Origin of the sequence: Streptomyces sp. NPDC056224 (assembly GCF_042267665.1) — a bacterium.
GTDB lineage: Bacteria > Actinomycetota > Actinomycetes > Streptomycetales > Streptomycetaceae > Streptomyces.
In genome coordinates this window covers 1-18,187 of sequence record NZ_JBHJTK010000055.1, presented here as the reverse complement: position 1 = coordinate 18,187, position 18,187 = coordinate 1, and the positions used below count along the sequence as shown (strand labels likewise).

Here is an 18,187-nt window from a genome sequence, read left to right as displayed (position 1 = left end):
AAACAGCGTTCTGAAACTGTCGGAGGTCCGCCGTGCCCACGCCCGTCTTACGTCTCGTCCGCTTCACCGGACGCTTACTGCTGGCCCTGGCCGCCGTCGCGGCGCTGGTGGTCGTCCTCCTCGCACTGATCGCCCTCACGGACGGGGCAGGTTCGGGGCTCGCCGCGTGGTTGACGACCCTCGGGACCGGGACTGTCCTCGCGCTGTGGCGGCGTCGGCACCGCACCTGGCCGGCGCGGCTCGTGCCGTTCCTGCCTGTGGTCGTCGCGGCGGCGTTGACGGCGACGGTCTGCATCCCGACCGTGCCGACGGCCCGCCGGTACCCGCCAGCGCTGCCGTTCGTCTCCACTCAGCACTGGAACCTGGCCACGGGCAGCCGGGTCGCGGTGTATCACTACCCGCCCGCGAACCCCGGCCCCCGGCAACCCGTCCCGTTCGTGTACCTCCACGGAGGACCCGTCCGCGGCATCTCGGTGCAAGACCACCGCTTTCTGCGACTCCTGGCACGACAGGGCTACGACGTCTACGCCTACGAACAGGCCGGTGGCGGACGAAGCGACCTGCTCTCCATGGACCAGTACACGATCTCCAGGTCGGTCCGTGACCTCGCCGCCTTCGTCGACCGCCTGGACAAGGGCAAGGTCGACATCCTCGGATTCTCCGGAGGCGGAGTCGTGCTCACCCGAGCCCTGGCCGACCCTTCCGTCGCCGCACGCCTGCACCGGGCGATCATCGCCGAGCCCGGGCCCATGGACGGCCCCACCGCACACATCACCGGGCACAAGGGCCGCGCATCCGCACGGGGCCTCGCCCCGGCCCCGACCGGACCGCGATCGACGCACGTCCCCCGGTACGCCGTGGCATTCGGCCTCATGCGACTCGGACTCCTCACACCCGACACCGGACTGATCGGACAGGCCGAAGGCGACAACGCCTTCACCGCCGCAGACCTCGGCAGCGACACCGCATCCGCCTACTGCGCGCGCGACGCGCACCGCATCCCCACCGAGGACACCGCACAGAACTTCTCCTTCAGCCCCGCCGCCAGCCTCCGCATCCAGCAGACAGTCAAGGACTCGCCCTCCATCGCACTGCTACTGAGGCAGTCCCGGACCCCCGCGATGCTGATGATCGCCGAATGCTCCTCCCAGGTCCGTCAATGGGCGACCGCCATCCTTGCCAATGACCCCGCCATCCAGCGCACGCAGTACATGCCCGGAGTCGGACACCACATGTGGAACGGCCTCGACGACAACAACGACCGGGCCGCCGCCGTCATCACTGCGTTCCTCCAGGACAAGCCAGCCCCTCTGCCGAACCACCCGACCCCCGACGAGATCCCCACCTTCCTGCGCGACCACAAATGAAGACGTTGCAGCCCGTCACCGGCAACGGCGGGCGAACCCTCGAAGCCGCCCGGGCCCTGCGCGAAGTACAGCCAAGGACGACCTCTTAGTTGGAGACACCATTCGAGGCGCTGCCCCGTATCATTCGATCTTTTCGGTGGCCCCAGCACCGTGACCTGGATGGACGTACCGGCGCTGTCGCCGCGTCGTTCACCTGGCATAGCCGGCGAGTGCTCACGGATGGATTCAGTTATCCAGCATGAAGCCCAACGGCCCACGGAGATCGGCAGGTCCGCAGTAGTGCACGCCGGTCATCCCGAGCCCGACTGCAGCTTCGACGTTCTCAAGCCGGTCATCCACAAAAAGGCACCGGTTCATGTCGACACCCACCCGCTCGGCCGCGATCTCGTAGATCTTCCGGTCTGGCTTGGCCACCCCCACCCGGGCACTGCTGACGACGTGGTCTGCGAAATCCGACAGACCCAACGAGGCCAAATCGTCCTCCAGCTCCACGGTCGCATTGGTCACGAGCACCAAGGGCACGTGAGCCCTCACCTGACGAAGCATGGCCACCACAACTTCGTCGGCCCAGAACGGCGCCTCGGCTAGCGCGGTACCCAGCTCGCGCGCCTGCACCTCCGACACCTGACCGGCGAGGCCGACCACGATGGACTCCACCCACTGCTGCTTGGTTATCGCGCCGAGGAGTAGCGGCAGGTCTATCTCCGGGGCAAACGCAACCCTTCCGGTTGCACCCTCCGCCAGCCCCGCACCACGCTCCAGGTTCGCCAGCTGCGTCGTGTCGTAGAAGCGGATCACGTTGTCGAGGTCGCACAGCACCGCATCGAACGGCCTACTAGGGATCTTGGAAGTCGTCACTGCCCTTGAATAGCACAGCGCCTTCGCGGTCTCACGTGACCTTGCCCTGACCTGCGAACTGGAGACGCCAGATGTGATGGAGGTAAAGCTGCATGGGACGAGACAGCCGGAAGACAAGGAACTTCCCAATGCCGATGTCAAGTGGCTGTTGTGACGGATGGTGAGGGCTGGTAGCACGCTCCGTCGCGGATCATCGCCCAGAGAACGTTGGCTCTGCGGCGGGTGAGGGCCAGCAGCGCCTGCTTGTGTCCCTTTCCTTCGTTCCGCTTGCGCCAGTAGTAGGTCCGCGAGGCAGGGCACGATCTGAAGCTGGCCATCGAGGAAAGGGAGAAGGCCCTCAGGAGGCCGCGGTGGTAGCCGCGGGGCAAGCGCATGTTGCCGTTGACGCGGCCTGAGTCACGTGGCACCGGGGACAGGCCGGCGAAGGCGGCAAGACGGTCCGCGGTGCCGAAGGCTTCCATGTCGCCGCCGGTGGCGGCGATGAACTCGGCGCCGAGTAGGGCGCCCATGCCGGGCAGGCTGCGGATCACCTCGGCGCGCGGGTGCTCGTGAAGCCGGGCCTCGATGAGAGAGTCGAGCTCGGCGATCTCAGCGTCGAGGGCCATCACCCCCTTCGCGAGACGGGCCACCATCGTGGCTGCCAGCCTCTCCCCGGGCAGCTCGGTGTGCTGGGAATGGGCCGCGTCGACCGCGGCCTGGGCGACGGCGTCGGCGTTCTTGACCTTGCGGTTCTTCAGCCAGGTTCCGATGCGTCTGGCACCACTGCGGCGGATCGAAGCCGGACTCTGGTAGCCGGTCAGGAGTATGACGGGCCCCTTGTTGCTCAGGTCGAGAGTCCGCTCCAGCGCCGGGAATATCTCGAGGAGCTGGGCTCGGAGCCGGTTGATCTGCCGGGTGCGGTCACCGACCAGATCGGTGCGGCGGGTGGTCAGGATCCGCAGGTCGACGGCCTTCTCGTCGCCGGGCCGCAACAGGCCGAGGTCGCGGCGCATGCGGGCCTGGTCCGCGATGACAAAGGCGTCCTTCTCGTCCGTCTTGCCCTGGCCGCGGTAGGCGGCCGACGCCTGGTGCACGGCCAGGCCGGTGAGATAGACCATCGGCTGGCCGTGGCTGAGCAGGAGCCCGATGAGCAGGGCGGCGCCACCGTAATTGATGTCCACCGCCCAGAGAGTTTCCTCGGACAGCGCGAGCACGTCCCCGATGAGTTCGAGCAGGGCCGGTTCGTCGTTGAGGACCCGCCGCGAGAGCCGGCGTTCGCCGTGCGCGTCGATCACCACACAATGGTGATGTTCCTTGCCGATGTCCACTCCGGCCCAGATCTGGGGCACGGTCACCTCCGCCAGCTCGTCGTCCAAGATTGTCCTACGAAGCGATCGAGTCGCTTATCCCAATTGGCGGTCGAGTCGTCGCGGGGTTCAGGGCGGCCAAGTTCTTTGAGCCATCCAACGGCGACAAGCTCACAGCCATACCCCGAACCCCTGGGCCCTGCCGATCCTACGAATGACCGGCTCAAACCCACGCTTGGAAGGTAGGACAAGCTCAGCTTGTTCTTTATGGTTTGAGTCGGTTTCGTTCGGTGATACTCTCTGGTCGTTTCACGGTTTTACCTACGTCGTAACGGGTGGCGGGCCGCCGGTTTTTCGAGCCAAATGGCCTGCCAGGTCCGGGGGTTGAGGGTTTTGGCGCGCGGGCCGGGCAGTGCAGGTGCGGGCGGAGGTTCCGAAACCCCCGGCGGACTCGGGCCGGGGTGAGTCGGCCGGGCTCGGCGGGCTTCTCCCACGGCCGCCGCAAGTCGGCGGCGGCCTCGCGCAGAAGGCGGATCTGGGTGTGGGCGGCGATGATCAGCCAGGTCCAGCGCTCGCCGGCCTTGGGGGTTCGCAGCTTCGGGCGGGTCCACCCGAGGGTCTGTTTCATCAGCCGGAAGGTGTGCTCCAGGTCGAAGCGCCTCAGGAATGCCTGCCAGCGCACATCGACGTCCTCGCAGTTCAGGCCGGTGGCGGACGACCACAGCCAGAGCGGCAGCGGGTCTCCTCCACCGGGCAGCCGGTCGACCTGGAGGCGGATCAGTGTGCCCTCGATGATGGGGAGTTCGCCGGTGTGGTCGATCCAGGCGGAGCGGGTGGTCAAGCGCGGGTGGATACGGTCCCAGGCCATCGCGCGGGTGGTGCCGTATCGGTCGGTGACCTGCGTCGTGGCCGCGTCCGGCTCGCCCCAGGTGTCCGGCTTGGCGAAGCGGAACTCCTTGCCGTGCTTCGGCGGTCGCCCGCCCTGGGGGTAGGCCAGGGCGTACTCCTTGAGCGAGGGCGTCGGCCGTCGCATGACGCGGTCGGAGCGCATCCGTCCCAGCACCTCGACCGGGAGGCCGTTGAGGAGGTGGGCCATGCGTGGGGCGTCGTAGCCGGCGTCGAAGACGATGAGGATGTCGCGGTCGCCGACGTGCCAGCGGCCCATCTCGATCAGGTCGGTGACCACCCGGCGGAGCTTGGAGGCGGTGGCCTCGGCGACGTCGTCCTCGGGTCCGAGGCGGACGGCATCCAGGAGCTGGCACCAGGACGTCCGGCCCGATTCGAGGGCGGCGACGAACGAGTACGGCCAGCCGGGGATGAACTGCTCCGAGGACCGTCCGCTGCGGCCGTAGATGTGGCAGAACAGGCGATCCGCGCTGGTCGGCGCGTCGGGGCGGAGCCAGTTGCTGACGTCGACGGCCAGGACCAGGCGCCCGTCGGCGGCCCGCGGCATCGGCAGACCGGCCAGCACCTGCCGCAACCGGGGTACGTCCACTTCCCGTGGTTCAGCGCCTCGTACATCGCGCCGTGCCCACGCCGGTGCTCGGCCACCAGCGTCAGTTCCACCGGCGAGGTCACCGGGCCCTCCGCGCACAGCAGCGCGTCCACGAGCTCGAACAGCTCGTCCCCGCGCACGGTCAGGCAGTCGAATAGTTCCTCCCGGAAGCGTGACGCTTGCGCGAACGCTTCCCCGGGACCGGCGTCAGGCGGCAGACTCACCTTCACGGCCTTCGTCTCGATCGGTGCACCTTGGTCGGAGCACATGATCAGACGAAGGCCGCCCCAGCGTCCCGCGAATGCCCAGCTGGGCTACCTAGTTCGATACGCCGTTCGAAGTCAGTCAGGCAGCGCCACGGTGAGATCCACCTCGACGAGCTGTCCCGGAAAGCCCAGCTGGGCGACGCCCAAGAGCGTGCTGGCGGTGGTGAATGCCGGACCCAGGGCAGACTCGGTGAGCCGACGCCATGCGGCTCCGAGAATGTCCCTCTCATTGCTTCGCACGTAGATCATTGACCGCACCACATATTCAGGCTGGGCACTCACTGCTGCCAGGGCAGTGAGCGCGTTCGCGACAACCTGGTCGACCTGCGTCTCGAGGGAACCGGAACCGACGAGGTCACCATTCCGATCAAGCGGGCACTGCCCCGCCAGATAGGCGGTACGGCCTGCCTCCACCACGGTGATGTGGTGGTAGCCGGGTGTCTCATGCAGCTGCTCGGGGTTGATGCGGGTGATCTTCTCAGTCATGTCAGCGAGTCTGACCAGCGTGGTGCCAGCACGCACCGCATTTTCCCCACCGGCAAGCACTCCGCAGCGACGTGAGGTTAAAGAACAAGCTCAGTGCCTGTTCCTGAGGCCGACATGACATAGCGGTGGTCGTGACGCTTAAAGGAACGGCTTGTTGGATCTTCAAGGCTGTGAAGATGGTCGGGAGCAGTCAGGAACCGAACTGATGCAGCACACGTCTCCCGCACCATGATCTCGAACGAGCACCACGACCACGCAGGTACCACCGGGCTCACCTCGCCGTCCGCGGTGACTGTGGATCCGCCAAAGGTCAACGACTACAACAGCTTCGCCGAGGCGTACACGGCCGAAAATGAAACCAACCTCAACAATGGCTACTACGAGCGTCCCGCGATGCTGGCCCTCGTCGGAGACGTGGCCGGCCGGCGGATCCTCGACGCCGGCTGCGGCTCCGGTCCCCTGTTCGCGGCGCTGCGCGACCGTGGTGCCATCGTGAGCGGCTTCGACTCGAGTGCCGGGATGCTGGAGCTGGCCCGGCGGCGATTCGGCGGCGGTGCGGACCTGCAGGTGGCCGACCTGGGTGACCCGCTTCCTTACGCTGATGACACGTTCGACGATGTAGTGGCGTCCCTGGTGCTGCACTACCTGGAGGACTGGGGGCCGGCGCTGGCCGAGCTGCGACGCATACTCAGGCCCGGCGGTCGGCTGATCGTGTCTGTCGACCATCCCTTTGCCATCAACCTCATACACCGTGAGGCCGGTCGCGAGGGCGAGTACAACTATTTCGACACCACCTACTGGACCCAAGAGTGGACCATGGGCGGCCAGACCGCCCTGGTGAGCAGATGGCACAGGCCGCTGCACGCGATGATCGAGGCTTTCATCGGGGCCGGTTTCCGGATTACCGTCATCAGCGAGCCGGATCCTGATCCTGCCGCCCGCGAGCTGTTTCCCGAAGTCATCGCGGCCAAGCCGCGCTTCCTGTGCTTCCTGTTCTTCGTCCTGCAGGCCGAGTAGCACCCGGATACTCCCACCACCACCCGTCACTTGAGTCAGAACTCACCTGCCGACTGGTCTCACTTCTCACTCATAGAGCCGTTCCGCGGCTCGGAGACTGAACTGTCTCCGGCATCAAGGGAGTTCGTGGGAAAGTGGGCTCCCGGCCGGGAGCCCGGGCCGGGCCGGGTGGTGTTGCCGACCGTGTTCGCGGCGGTGACCGTGGTCAGTCCCGCTGGGCCTCGCGTGAGGCGGGCTGGCCGGTCCGGCGGGATGTGCGGTGAGTGATTCGCCTGGTCATCAGTGTGATCGCGGCCCAGGTGATGAGCGACTCGGAGTGCTGGATGAGCCGTTCGTAGTCGCGGGCGTGACGTCGGGCGTGCATGACCCAGGCGATTGACCTCTCGACGACCCAGCGGCGGGGCAGGACGACGAATCCCTTCGCGTCCTTGGGCCGGCTTACTGTCTTGACCGTGAGGTTCAGGTACTTCTTCGCCCAGGTCACGAGCTGTCCGGCGTAGGCGGAGTCGGCCCAGACGATCGTGATCTCCGGGTGCATCAGCCCTAGCCGGAACAGTGAGCCTTTTCCAACCTGATCGCGATGCCGGGCTGTTGGGGGTCAAGGGCTGTACGCAACGACGAAGCTCCTGGTAGAGGGGTTCTCGACCAAGATCACCCGTGTCTGCCAGGAGCTTCGCGTGCTTGTTTACCCGTCCTCGATCGATCTGTCCAGCAGCACCCTGCGGCATCTGACGCGACAGCTCACCGCGAGGCGGCGGGAGCTCGGTACACGGTGGCGGCGACTGCCCGCCGGCCGCCAGGCCCTGCTCGCCCTGGCCCATCTGCGGTGCGGTGACACCTATGCCCAGCTCGCCGCGGGGTTCGGGATCGGTATCGCGACCGTCTACCGGTACATACGTGAGGCGATCGAAGTCCTGTGCGTCCTCGCACCGTCCCTGGACGAGGCGATGGAGACGGCCCGGACGAAGGCGTTCGTGATCCTGGACGGCACCCTGCTGCCGATCGACCGGATCGCGTCGACACGCCGTACTACTCGGGGAAGCACAAACGGCACGGCATGAATGTGCAGGTCCTCACCGATCCGTTCGGCCGACTGCTCTGGGCCTCGGCCGCTCTGCCAGGCTCCACCCATGACCTGACGGCCGCCCGAAGCCACGGGATCGTCGACGCGCTCGCCGCCGCGGGACTGAAATGCTGGGCGGACAAGGCCTACCAAGGCGCCGGTCGGCACATCCGAGTCCCCTTCCGGGGCCGCCGGCTGAAGCGATGGAAGCGACGTCACAACAGCAGCCACGCCAAGATCCGGTGCGTCGGCGAGCAGGCCATGGCCGTCCTGAAGGGCTGGCGCCTCCTGCGAAAGCTCCGTTGCAGCACCAACCGGATCACCGACATCGTCAAGGCCGTACTCGTCCTTCACCACGCCGCAACATGAGGTTGGAAAAGGCTCCTTGACGCAAGCCCTTCGTCTGCGCAGAAGCTCGCGGATCACGCGCGACGAATACTCCTTGTCGGCCAGCACAATCAACGGGCGAGTTCCCGGCCTGCCCTTCGGCCTCGTGACCCGGATTGCGGCCACGACCCGGGGGAACGCCGGGCTCACCGGCCTGGCCGGGCGTGAGTACGAAGGCCAGCGGCTGGCAGCGGCCGTCGGCGGCGAGGTGGATCTTCGTGGTCAGCCCGCCCCGGGGCCCGATGCGGACCAAACCTGGCGCCAGGCTGTTTGCCTGGGTCATGCCCCCAGATCCTCCGTCACGGGCAGGCACTCGGCGAGCAGGTCGACGACGTCGCGCCAGGCTCGCTGCGCGTGCTGTGGGTGGTAGCCGACGCCGGGGACCACGGGGTGGTCGACCGGCGGGTGATGGAAGGCGTGCAAGGCGCCGCCGTAGACCGCGAGGCGCCAGTCGACGCCCGCGGCCTGCATCTCAGCGGTGAACGCGTTCCGTTGCGCAGGCGGCACGATCGGGTCTTCCGACCCGACCCCGGCCCACACCGGGCAGCAAATGCGCGCTGCCTCGCCCGGTCGGCCCGTGGTCAGTGCGTTGACTGTCCCGATCGCGCGCAGACTGACGCCGCCGCGCCCGAGTTCCAGCCCCACGGCACCCCCGGTGCCGTAGCCGACGGCGGCGATCCGGTCGGGGTCGGTCCGCGGTTCGGTGCGCAACACGTCGAGTGCCGCATGACCGATGCCCCGCATCCGGTCGGGATCAGCGAGCAGCGGCAGGCAACGGGCCAGCATCTCCTCGGGGTCGCCCAAATAGCGCCCGCCGTGAAGGTCGAAGGCCAGCGCTACATATCCCAGCCCGGCGAGAGCATCGGCCCGGCGGCGCTCGACGTCGCTGAGCCCCATGCCCTCTGGTCCGAGCAGCACCGCGGGCCGGCGGTCGACACCGGCCGGGAGCGCGAGGTGTCCGATCATCGTCAAACCGTCCGCCGGGTACTCGACCGTACGCGTCATGATCGTCGTCATGAGACTGGACTGTAGTGATCGTCGAGCCCGGTTCGGTCGGTGTTCTGCCGCTGGCAGAACGGCGTGCGTGTCCCTTGTGTCGCGGCCCGGGATCGTCGTCCGTGACCACGACCAGCCTCAGCCAGGGCGCTCCATCCCTGCCCACGGGACCACCGTAGGGGCCCAGTCAAGGCAAGCCGAAATCCCGTGGAGCCCACCTGCATGGCGTGGAATGATCTTGGTGACCGCTGACGAAAGGGAAGGCTGAAAACGTGTACGTACCGTCATCTGCACGAGCTCTCGATAATGACGAGCGTGAGCTCGTGGAGCTGGCACGCCGCACCATAGACGCGCATACGGACGCCGGGCCCGACGAAGACGGGATCCACACGATGGGGGCTGCGGTCATGGCCGCCGACTACCGGATGTTCGCTGGCGTGAACCTCTACCACTTCACCGGCGGACCCTGCGCCGAACTCGTGGCTCTGGGAGCCGCACGAGCCCAGGGCGCCCGCCAGATGCGCTGCATCGTTGCCGTGGGAAACCACGGGCGGGGGGTCATCGGCCCATGCGGGCGCGATCGGCAGGTCTTCGTGGACTACTACCCCACCATGCGCGTCATCGTGCCCACGCCCGCGGGGCCCAGGTCCGTTCTCGCCGCCGACCTGATGCCGCTGACTCAGCGATGGACCCCGGAAGGCATGAACGGCCTCGACCCATCGCTCTACCAAGACCCCGAGACGGCCGGTCCCCCGATCATCCGGTTCAACCCCCGCTACCTTGAAGACGTCCGCTCTGGCGCCAAGACCAAGACCACCCGCTTCCGGGACCCGGCCCAGCTCGGGCCGGCACGGCTGGTGTTTGAAAGCGACCCCGAAGTCGTCCTGCCGGCAGAGGTGACCGGCATCAGGCACTGCCTGGTCAGCGACCTCACCAACCAGGACGCCCAAGCCGAGGGGCTGACGACCGCAACCGAACTCCGGGAAGGCCTCAAGGGCCACTACCCAGATCTGGCGGGAACCGACGAAGTCGACGTAATCACCTTCCAGGTCAACGGCAAGACAGGCGCCGCTTAAACCGCGGAGGCACCAGCGACGACTGGGACGACCGAAGCAGCGAAGAAGACGGCGCCCGGAATCGGCCCAGACACTCTCGCCAAGCTGAGACGACAGTCGGTTCTCCAGCTGGCGAACCCGTGCTGCCAGTCGCTGGCCGCGTTCGAGCGCGTTCGCGAGGTCGGTCTGGAGCGAAACCCGGCTGACTGCTGCCATTCGTCCGTCCTCGACCGCGGTGCCAGCAGCGAAGTGGACACGTTCGAGCAGGTCCTTGTGGAGGTAGAGGAAGGTTCGGTCGACGCGGGCCGCGCGGGCGAGCCCCGAGACGGTGATGTCACCCCCGGCCTTCACCGCGGTATCGAGGGCCTTGAGGACGCGTTCGCGGCGTCGGGCCGAGTCGGCCCGCTTCCCGTCGATCATGGGGTTGGTCATCCGGCACCTGAACCGGACGGGGCAGTCCTGCCCGCCGGCCGCTACGTTGGTCGGTTCGATGCACAGCCCGTAGGAGACTTGGACCTCCCCGATGCACCGCCGGGCGTGCTCGGAGTCAAGGACGAGGTGGGCCTGGCACCCGACGCGGCTGCCGTGCCGGTCGAACTGCATGCTGGTGACCCTGTCGACGGCTTCGCGGCGGCGCTGGTCGCCGACCCGGTAGTAGCGCTGTGTCGTCGACAAGTCCCGGTGGTCCATGAGCTGGCAGAGCACGTCGACCGGTACCCCCGCTTCTGCGTGACGCTGCGCGTAGGTTTACCGGTAGGCGTAGGGGTGAGGAAGATCTTCTCGCGGTCGAAGACGATCTCGATGGCGAGCTGCTGGGACAGCGCAGCCGGTCGGCTGTCCTTCGAAGCCCTTCAGCGCCTGGCCGCCGCCCGCAGCCGCACCGCCACCGCGCTCGCTGCGAAGACCCCGGTGTTCTTCATCGCCTTCGACGCCTTGCAGATCGACGGTATCGAGCTGCTGGCCCTGCCTACGCCGAGCGCCGCAGACGCCTGGAGGTCCTGTTCGCGGCCCGCGCACTGACCGCCCCGTGGACCCTGTGCCCGATGACCACCGACCCGGACAAGGCCAGCGAGCGGCTGGAGGACTGGACAGACGTCACCGGCGTCGAGGGCCTGGTCGCAAAAGCCCTCAACCAGCGCTACCGGCCCGGAGCCCGCGACAGCGCCTGGACCAAAATCCGACGCAGAAGCACCACCGAAGCGATCATCGGCGCCATCACCGGCACCCCCGCACGCCCCCAACTCCTCATCCTCGGCCACCACGACCCGACCGGACGCCTCCGCCCCATCGGCCGCACCGTCCCGCTGCGCCCCGACGCGGCCCGCGAGCTCGCCGAGCACCTCACCCCGGCCGCCACCGGCCACCCATGGACCGGCGCGAAGTTCTCCTCGGCATGGGGCACCCGCGACGTCCTCGACACCACCCTCGTCCAGCCAGACCTCGTCGCGGATATCAGCACCGACACTTCCATCGACCGGGGCGGCGTCTACCGGCATCCGATCCGGTACGTGCGCCTGCGCCTGGACGCGAGCGTGGAGGACGTACCCCGGTTCGGCGGGGGTCCGGCCGCAGTCGCGGGCTGACCTGCCGCACGCGCGCAAACGGTCCCTGGTCGAACAGTGGCATGGAATCCGCAGAGAAGCCCCGCGGCCACCCCGTCATGGGACACCCTGAGCTGTCTGCTCCGCGCGTCCCGAGAGGAACACCCTCATGACCGAGGTCGCGCCGGACATCGCCGAATACCTGGCGTCCCCGGACACTCTCCCGGAATGGGTGCGCTTCTACCGCGCCTACCCGGCGCATTGAGCGGGACATGACCTACCAAGTGCGCCGGAGATCGCCGAATCGCAAGGAAGCAGACCTGCCGCATCCGCGCACATCCGCCCACGCGCGCATCAAGGCGCCTCAGCAGAAACGACTCTGCACACTTGACCCCTGAGGCGTCTTCACACAGCCGCGAGCCGGGCCTGGGTGACACCGGCCGGCCGCCTTACGCAGCCGCGCCGGCTCCTCCGGAGAGACGGCAGCCGCGGCTCGCTCTCCAGCAGTGCTGTGTTGCGGGGGCCCCGGTACCCAACCGCACCGGTTGTTGGGCCCTTCCGGGTGTGGCCGCATACGTGGGCGGGGCAGGGTCGCAGACGGGATCCGGCCGGCCTGTCGGCAGGGATGTGGGAGAGGGCGGTGTGCTGGTGGAGTGGGACTGGTGGACGGTGGATTTCGGGTACGCGCACGCGGGCGCGGTGGGTGTGCTGGTCGGTGGCAGCGAGCCGGGTCCGGCGTACTGCGATGTCGGGAGCGGTCCTCACGTGCCCTCGACTACGCACTGGTCGGCCTACGATGGCCGGGCCGGCCGCCCGCGCGCGGAGGCGTTGCGGGCGGTGTGTGCGTGCGGATGGCGCAGCGCGGCTCAGTACCCCTTGGACTGGGACACGATCGGCGACCAGCCCCTGTACGAGGCTGACGTCGACCTTTCGGGACCGCTCGCGGACTGGACCGCGCACCTGTCCGTCGTCCGCGACGCCGCCGTGCCGCTGCCCGAGCCTTTGGCCGCGCTCCTGGTCGAGATGGCCGGGCAGCTGACCGCCACCGCCGCGGACGCGCCGTTGGCCGCGATGCGCGCCGCGGGTGTGCTGGAGCGGATCGCCGCCCGGGTCGGCCGGGAGACCGCCGGCGCGCTGTGCGACGACGGGATGCCGGCCGAAGCGGTGGCTACCGCGCTCGGGACCACCCGCTCCAAGGCCCTGGTCCTGCTCCTGAACGCGCAGGACAGGTAACGGTGCGCACCACAACCTCCGCGGCCGGCGTAGCGCGGGACATCAAGGGCGAGTTGAGCCAGAGCCCGTTCTCATGAACAAGGCAGTGCAATAGCGACTGTGGGGAGCGGGACCTGTAAGGGCCGCTCTCAGAAGCTGTGTCTGAGCCTCTTTCCGCAGGTGGCGGGGCTACCACAAGAGGTGTGGAGTCTGATTGCCGTTCGCTTCCGAACGGCAATGGCAGCTTGCTGATCTTCAGGCGACTGTGAGGGTGGTCAGCGGTGATCCGAACGACCGGCAGGGGCCCGTGCTGGAAGGTAGGACAAGCTCAGTGCTCGCTGGCCTGTGGTGCCAGGGAGTTCGGCAGAGTGCCCGACGCATCATACGAGGCGGGGTGTGCGCCGGTTCGGGTACGGGCTGCGGCCGGTCGGTGGATCGCGGCGCGGTGTGACGGTGTGTTCCGGGGGCCGGACCGGAGGGGTGTGGCTTGATCGTCGGACGGTCCCGCGCAGGGGCCGGAGTATCAGCCGACGTCCGTGGCGCGTCCTGGGTGCCGCGGCCCTTGCCGAGGAGCACCGATCGTGAAACTGATCCTGCAACATGATGTATTCCAACGCGGTGCCGGGGGTAGGCGGCCGCGGCGCCCCGTCCGGCGTGCCGCTCTCCTGCTCGCCACGGCGGTTCTGCCGGCAGCGCTGCTGGTGGTGCCCACCGCCACGCCCGCCGCGGCTGCGCCCGTGACCGTCACCTTCAACGCAGGCGCCGACCAGCCCTTCACCGTCCCGGCCGGCGTCACCCAACTGACCGTCACCGCCACCGGCGCCGCAGGCCAGAACGCGCCCAACGGTGGCACAGGCGGGAGCGGCGCAACCGTCACCGGCGCCCTGACCGCCACCCCGGGCACCACCCTGTTCGTGAACGTCAACACCGGAGGCGGACCAGTCACCGGAAACTTCGTGGGCGGCGTCGGCGGCGGTTCCAGCGACGTCCGCACCTGCAGCTCGGCCGCCTCCGGCTGCACCCTGACCGGCAGCCCCGGCATTGACCCCCGCCTCATCGTCGCCGGCGGCGGAGGCGGCGGCGGCTACGGTTCCGCCATCGGCGACTTCCAGGTCCCCGAGGCCACCGGCGGGGACGCCGGCAACACCGGAGGCGATGGCGGCGACAGACCGCAGGGCGGTGGCGGCGGTGGCGGAGGTACCCAGACCACCGGCGGCACCGGCGGAGCCGCATGCTCGCAGAACCCCACCACCGCCGGCACCGCCGGTACGGCCGGCGCCGGCGGCACCGGCGGCACCGGCTTCGGGGGAGGCGGCGGCGGAGGCGGCTGGTTCGGAGGCGGCGGAGGCGGCGGCTGCGGCCAAATCAACAGCGATGCCACGGCAGGTCCTGGTGGTGGCGGTGGCGGGTCGAACCTCGTCCCGGTCGGTGGTACCCCCGGACCCGCCACCGGGCCGGCCCAGGTCACCATCACCTACGAACCGGCCCCGGCGACCTGCGCGACCGCCACGGCCACCATCACCGGCACCAACCGCAACGACGTCCTGACCGGCACCCCCGGCGACGACGTGATCTTCGCGCTCGCCGGGAACGACGTGGTCGACGGCCGCGGCGGCAACGACCTGATCTGCGGCGCCGACGGCAACGACACCCTCACGGGCGGTGACGGCAACGACCGCGTCGATGGCGCCAACGGCAACGACCGCGTCGATGGCGCCAACGGCAACGACCGCGTCGATGGCGCCAACGGCAACGACCGCGTCGAGGGCGGCAGCGGCAACGACTCCCTCATCGGCGGCAGCGGCAACGACTCTCTGTCCGGCGGAGCCGGCAACGACGCCAACGACGGCGGCCCCGGCAACGACTCCCTCAACGGCGGTCCCGGTACCAACACCAACGACGGCGGACCCGGCCACAACAGCTGCACCAACCCCACCACCGGAAACGGCTGCAACACCTGACCAACGATCACCAGAAGCGGGCCCCGGCTGCGATGTGCCGGTTTGGTGTCAGTGGGGCGATGTCAGTGACGGATCGTTAGTTTGCTGGATTCATACTGGTCACATGCGCTGATGGTGTGGACGTCACTGACATGGAAGTGATGCAGGGGTGGGCTGCTGCTGTCACAGGCCGGTACATCACCAGGTGTCTCACTGTCATGGAATCGGTGCTTCTAATGCATGTAGCTGCGCCGGGGTCGAGGCTGGGTCCGGTTCGGGTACCGGTCTGATCGTGGGAGTGCATGGTGGGGGAGCGGGCCGAACTGCCTCAGGCACCGCACGGCCCAGTGGGTGCCGACGGTGAGCACGGTGGCGGCGCCGCCCGCGATCCACCCGGTTCTCGTTCAGTGTCCCGGCGATTCGGTCGCTGTCCGTGGCAGCGACCTCCAGGTGTTTCTCCTCCCCAGCGGGAAGTCCTTCGTCACTGCTTCCTGTGTCCGGTAGAGGCGTTGAGGATGTGGCGGATGATGGCCGCGGCTTCGTTCGGGTTGTGGTCCAGCCAGTGGGTGAGGTGTTGGCGGACGACCTTTTGGATGTAAGCGTTGGCTTCGGGATTGCTGAGCCTGGTTTTGGTGGAGCCTTCGAAGACGGGATGGGTGAGTTTTACGGAGACGACCGCGGTCAGGCTCTCGTGGATGGCTTCGGCCGTGATGTCCTCGTCGTCTGCGGACAGCTGGCCTTGCCGGCGCGCGTAGTCGTTGACGAGGTCCGTGAGCGCGGTTCGGAAGCCTTGTTCGTGGGCGCCGCCCTCATGGGTGCGGGTGCTGTTCGCGAAGGAGCGGAGCTCTCCCGGGGACCGGGTGTTCCACTGCATGGCGACCTGCACGAAGATCGTCTCGTCCTCGTTCTCCGACTCGAATCCGATGGCGGGGGAGTGGACGAGACTCGGGGGGTAGGGGTTGAGGTGGGTGACGTAGGCCCGAAGGCCGTCCGCGTGGTGGTAGTGGACCGGCCGCTCGTCGGTGAGTGAGATGGCCAGGCCCTGGTTGAGGAAGGCCAGTTCCTGGAGGCGCTCTGACAGCGTGGCGAACGAGTACCGGGTGGTCTCGAAGATGTCGGCGTCGGGCAGGAACGCGATCGTGGTGCCGTGCTCGTCCGTCTCCTCGTGCCTCGTCAAGGCAGTGACCGGGGTGCCCTTCTCGTACTCCTGGGTCCAGCGGTGGCCGTCTCGGTGGACCTCGACCGTGAGACGGCTCGACAGCGCGTTGACCACACTCAGGCCCAGTCCGCTGAGGCCGCCGCAGACCCCGTACCTGCTGCGGGGCCTGGAGCCGAAGGACAGCTCCGTCAGTTCGAGTTCGACTGCGGACTTGCCGGTGGGTTCTTCTGCAGGGACGGGTAGGCCCCGCCCGTTGTCCGCGACGCGAATGCCGCCGTCCGCGGTGATCGTGACGTCAATGACGTCGGCGTGGCCGGCCAGGTGCTCGTCGACGGCGTAAGAGACGACCTGGTACACCAGTTGATGCAGGCCGCGCTCACCGATCGAGCCGATGTACATGCCGGGGCGCCTGCGTATTGCCTCACGGTCCTCGAGTACCTGGATGTGTATGCCGGTGTATTCGTTTACGTTCGCGGGCTGACTGGGGTTGCCGGACTCGGTCATGAAGCACCCTTCCTTCATGTTTGTGAGTGGGTGTCACCGAAGGGGCAGACGCTGGTTCCACGCCGTCGGCCGTGCATGTCCATCCTAGATACCTGAACGTAAAACCTCAGGTCAGACCGCATGTGACGAGGTTCCAGGTGGCCGCGTCCACGGCTTTGCCGAATCCACGGTTCTGGGGGGACGTCGCTGGGAGCGGAGCTGTGCGAAGGCCCCGCCGGAGGCGCGCGAGGGGCATTCTCGGCAGGGCCCGAAGGGCCTTTCCCAGCGGATTTTCCGATCGGGTGCGACTCGTCCGCAAGGACGTCGAAGACGATGTCGCTCGGGGAAGGATCCACGAGTGGCACGGCAAAGGTCCGCATCCTTTCGCGGGCCGGTCCCCCGCCCGTCCGGGCTGTGCCGGAGAAGCTGTGGCAGGCAGCCGGGCCAGTGAAGCGGGGCCCTCGTCCTGGAGGTGAGCCGGAAGGACGAGGGCGGGAGCGGAGCGGACTCCCCAACGGGCTGGAGGCTGAGTCCCCGTGAAACGGGGTCACCCCGGTCCGCAGAGCGGACCGTTCGGGGTAGAGCGAAGCGAAACCCGATGGTGGCCCGCACCGCTGCGCTTACTGCTCGTCGGGGTCGGGGCTCCAGATGGTGGGCCCGCCGCCGCGCCACTCGATGAGCAGTGGATCGTCCAGGCGGACGGTGTCGGGGTCGAGGCCGGCCCGGCGCAGGAATTCGAGGAGGTCGGCGGGGCCGAGGGCGCGGCCGTGGATCTCTCCGTCGCAGCGGACGCGGCGGCCGCCCTGGGCGTCCGGCGGATAGACGACTACACGCGGGGCAGGGCTCATCCCCTCACCCTGCCGGTGCCCGGTCACTCCAGCACTCCGAGGGCGGTGTCGGGCCCCGGCAGTGGGGGCATGCGGGTACGCCTTCGGCCAGGAGCTGCCGGATCTGCTTGGGGCCGGCGGGGGCGCAGCGGTTGCCGGTGTCCCAGCAGTCCCCGGTGTGTACACGGGCCGGGCGCCGGCCGCCTCCGATCCCGCGTTTCATCAGCCACGCGGGGGGGCTCCTTCGGCGGCCGCCGGGCCGCGGCAAGGGCATCGCGCTCCTCGGCCGTGGCCAGGGCGTGTTCGGCCCGGCCGAGTTCGCCGCGCAGGTAGGTGACCAGCGCCCGCAGCCGGGGCAGGTCGGGTGGCAGGACGAACACGGTTCAGCTCCCGTAATGCGCCCGCCGCGCGGCCCTGCACGCCTCGCACAAGGGGTTGGCAGGGGCTGCGCACGTGGCGAACCGCACCGGGCGCATGAGCCGGTCTGTGAGGGGGGACCAGGTGGCGACCTGGGGTCTGGACGTTGGAGCCGGGGCGGGGACGGGGGAGGTCATGGCGCTGCTCCTCGGTGCGGGGATCCCTCCATTCCATCATGTATTCGATTCTTTGTGCGAGTGCCCCGCCGGCTCACCGCTGTAGTTGGCCCCTGAGCGTTCTAGTACTGCAACGGTGTTTGCCGTGACGGTTTGTTGGCTTCTGGCGGTGTGTGACCGCGTCGTTTGTAGTGGCTGACACGTGCCTGGAACTGT

Annotated in this window: 14 protein-coding genes and 4 pseudogenes; 8 read left to right on the top strand and 10 right to left on the bottom strand. The window is 68.3% G+C overall.

Going from position 1 to position 18,187, the window contains the following annotated elements; genetic code table 11:
- The first annotated feature begins 32 nt into the window (after nt 1–32).
- Complete coding sequence (locus tag ACFCZ1_RS34720) at nt 33–1,367, top strand: alpha/beta hydrolase (RefSeq protein ID WP_376682270.1); 1,335 nt, start codon at nt 33–35, stop codon at nt 1,365–1,367.
- A 225-nt stretch (nt 1,368–1,592) separates the two neighbouring features.
- On the opposite strand, the gene ACFCZ1_RS34715 is transcribed toward ACFCZ1_RS34720, so the two are convergent.
- The 4 genes and pseudogenes from ACFCZ1_RS34715 to ACFCZ1_RS34700 form a co-directional block, all read right to left on the bottom strand.
- Complete coding sequence (locus tag ACFCZ1_RS34715) at nt 1,593–2,225, bottom strand: HAD family hydrolase (RefSeq protein WP_376682269.1); 633 nt, start codon at nt 2,223–2,225, stop codon at nt 1,593–1,595.
- Between the two features lie 137 nt (nt 2,226–2,362).
- Nucleotides 2,363–3,553 carry an IS110 family transposase gene (locus ACFCZ1_RS34710; protein WP_376682288.1) on the bottom strand — a complete coding sequence of 397 codons (1,191 nt, stop codon included), beginning with the start codon at nt 3,551–3,553 and terminating at the stop codon, nt 2,363–2,365.
- Between the two features lie 223 nt (nt 3,554–3,776).
- Nucleotides 3,777–5,230: pseudogene (locus tag ACFCZ1_RS34705) on the bottom strand (NF041680 family putative transposase).
- Nucleotides 5,231–5,347: 117 nt separating this feature from the next.
- Nucleotides 5,348–5,758, bottom strand: coding sequence for a RidA family protein (locus ACFCZ1_RS34700; protein ID WP_376682268.1), 411 nt, complete (start codon nt 5,756–5,758; stop codon nt 5,348–5,350).
- A gap of 228 nt (nt 5,759–5,986) precedes the next feature.
- Here ACFCZ1_RS34700 and ACFCZ1_RS34695 point away from each other — a divergent pair, with 228 nt between their 5' ends.
- Nucleotides 5,987–6,775, top strand: coding sequence for a class I SAM-dependent methyltransferase (locus ACFCZ1_RS34695; protein WP_376682267.1), 789 nt, complete (start codon nt 5,987–5,989; stop codon nt 6,773–6,775).
- Nucleotides 6,776–7,037: 262 nt separating this feature from the next.
- Here the strand turns inward: ACFCZ1_RS34695 and ACFCZ1_RS34690 are convergent.
- A pseudogene (locus ACFCZ1_RS34690) lies at nt 7,038–7,340 on the bottom strand (transposase); the annotation flags it as partial.
- A gap of 112 nt (nt 7,341–7,452) precedes the next feature.
- On the opposite strand from ACFCZ1_RS34690, the pseudogene ACFCZ1_RS34685 reads away from it, so the two are divergent.
- A pseudogene (locus ACFCZ1_RS34685) lies at nt 7,453–8,207 on the top strand (transposase family protein).
- Between the two features lie 30 nt (nt 8,208–8,237).
- Here the strand turns inward: ACFCZ1_RS34685 and ACFCZ1_RS34680 are convergent.
- Together ACFCZ1_RS34680 and ACFCZ1_RS34675 are read right to left on the bottom strand one after the other, a co-directional pair.
- Nucleotides 8,238–8,460, bottom strand: a pseudogene (locus ACFCZ1_RS34680) (transposase); the annotation flags it as partial.
- 44 nt (nt 8,461–8,504) lie between these two features.
- Complete coding sequence (locus ACFCZ1_RS34675; protein ID WP_376682266.1) at nt 8,505–9,242, bottom strand: dienelactone hydrolase family protein; 738 nt, start codon at nt 9,240–9,242, stop codon at nt 8,505–8,507.
- Between the two features lie 302 nt (nt 9,243–9,544).
- Here ACFCZ1_RS34675 and ACFCZ1_RS34670 point away from each other — a divergent pair, with 302 nt between their 5' ends.
- The 5 genes from ACFCZ1_RS34670 (at nt 9,545) to ACFCZ1_RS34650 (ending at nt 14,990) form a co-directional block, all read left to right on the top strand.
- Nucleotides 9,545–10,297 (top strand): ASCH domain-containing protein, encoded by a 753-nt coding sequence (locus tag ACFCZ1_RS34670; RefSeq protein WP_376682265.1) that lies wholly within the window; start codon nt 9,545–9,547, stop codon nt 10,295–10,297.
- 228 nt (nt 10,298–10,525) lie between these two features.
- A complete protein-coding gene (locus ACFCZ1_RS34665) occupies nt 10,526–11,296 on the top strand; it encodes a hypothetical protein (RefSeq protein WP_376682264.1) in 771 nt (256 codons plus the stop codon).
- Between the two features lie 23 nt (nt 11,297–11,319).
- Complete coding sequence (locus tag ACFCZ1_RS34660; RefSeq protein WP_376682263.1) at nt 11,320–11,859, top strand: ATP-dependent DNA ligase; 540 nt, start codon at nt 11,320–11,322, stop codon at nt 11,857–11,859.
- 600 nt (nt 11,860–12,459) lie between these two features.
- The gene (locus tag ACFCZ1_RS34655) at nt 12,460–13,050 is read left to right on the top strand and encodes a hypothetical protein (RefSeq protein ID WP_376682262.1); all 591 of its coding nucleotides are present in this window, start codon (nt 12,460–12,462) and stop codon (nt 13,048–13,050) included.
- 683 nt (nt 13,051–13,733) lie between these two features.
- Nucleotides 13,734–14,990 (top strand): calcium-binding protein, encoded by a 1,257-nt coding sequence (locus ACFCZ1_RS34650; protein ID WP_376682261.1) that lies wholly within the window; start codon nt 13,734–13,736, stop codon nt 14,988–14,990.
- A 460-nt stretch (nt 14,991–15,450) separates the two neighbouring features.
- Here the strand turns inward: ACFCZ1_RS34650 and ACFCZ1_RS34645 are convergent, their stop codons facing one another.
- The 3 genes from ACFCZ1_RS34645 to ACFCZ1_RS34635 form a co-directional block, all read right to left on the bottom strand.
- Complete coding sequence (locus ACFCZ1_RS34645) at nt 15,451–16,632, bottom strand: ATP-binding protein (protein ID WP_376682260.1); 1,182 nt, start codon at nt 16,630–16,632, stop codon at nt 15,451–15,453.
- 599 nt (nt 16,633–17,231) lie between these two features.
- Nucleotides 17,232–17,459 carry a hypothetical protein gene (locus tag ACFCZ1_RS34640; protein WP_376682259.1) on the bottom strand — a complete coding sequence of 76 codons (228 nt, stop codon included), beginning with the start codon at nt 17,457–17,459 and terminating at the stop codon, nt 17,232–17,234.
- Nucleotides 17,460–17,463: 4 nt separating this feature from the next.
- Entirely contained in the window at nt 17,464–17,661 is a 198-nt protein-coding gene (locus ACFCZ1_RS34635; protein ID WP_376682258.1) for a DUF6233 domain-containing protein, read from the bottom strand.
- Between the last annotated feature and the right edge of the window lie 526 nt (nt 17,662–18,187).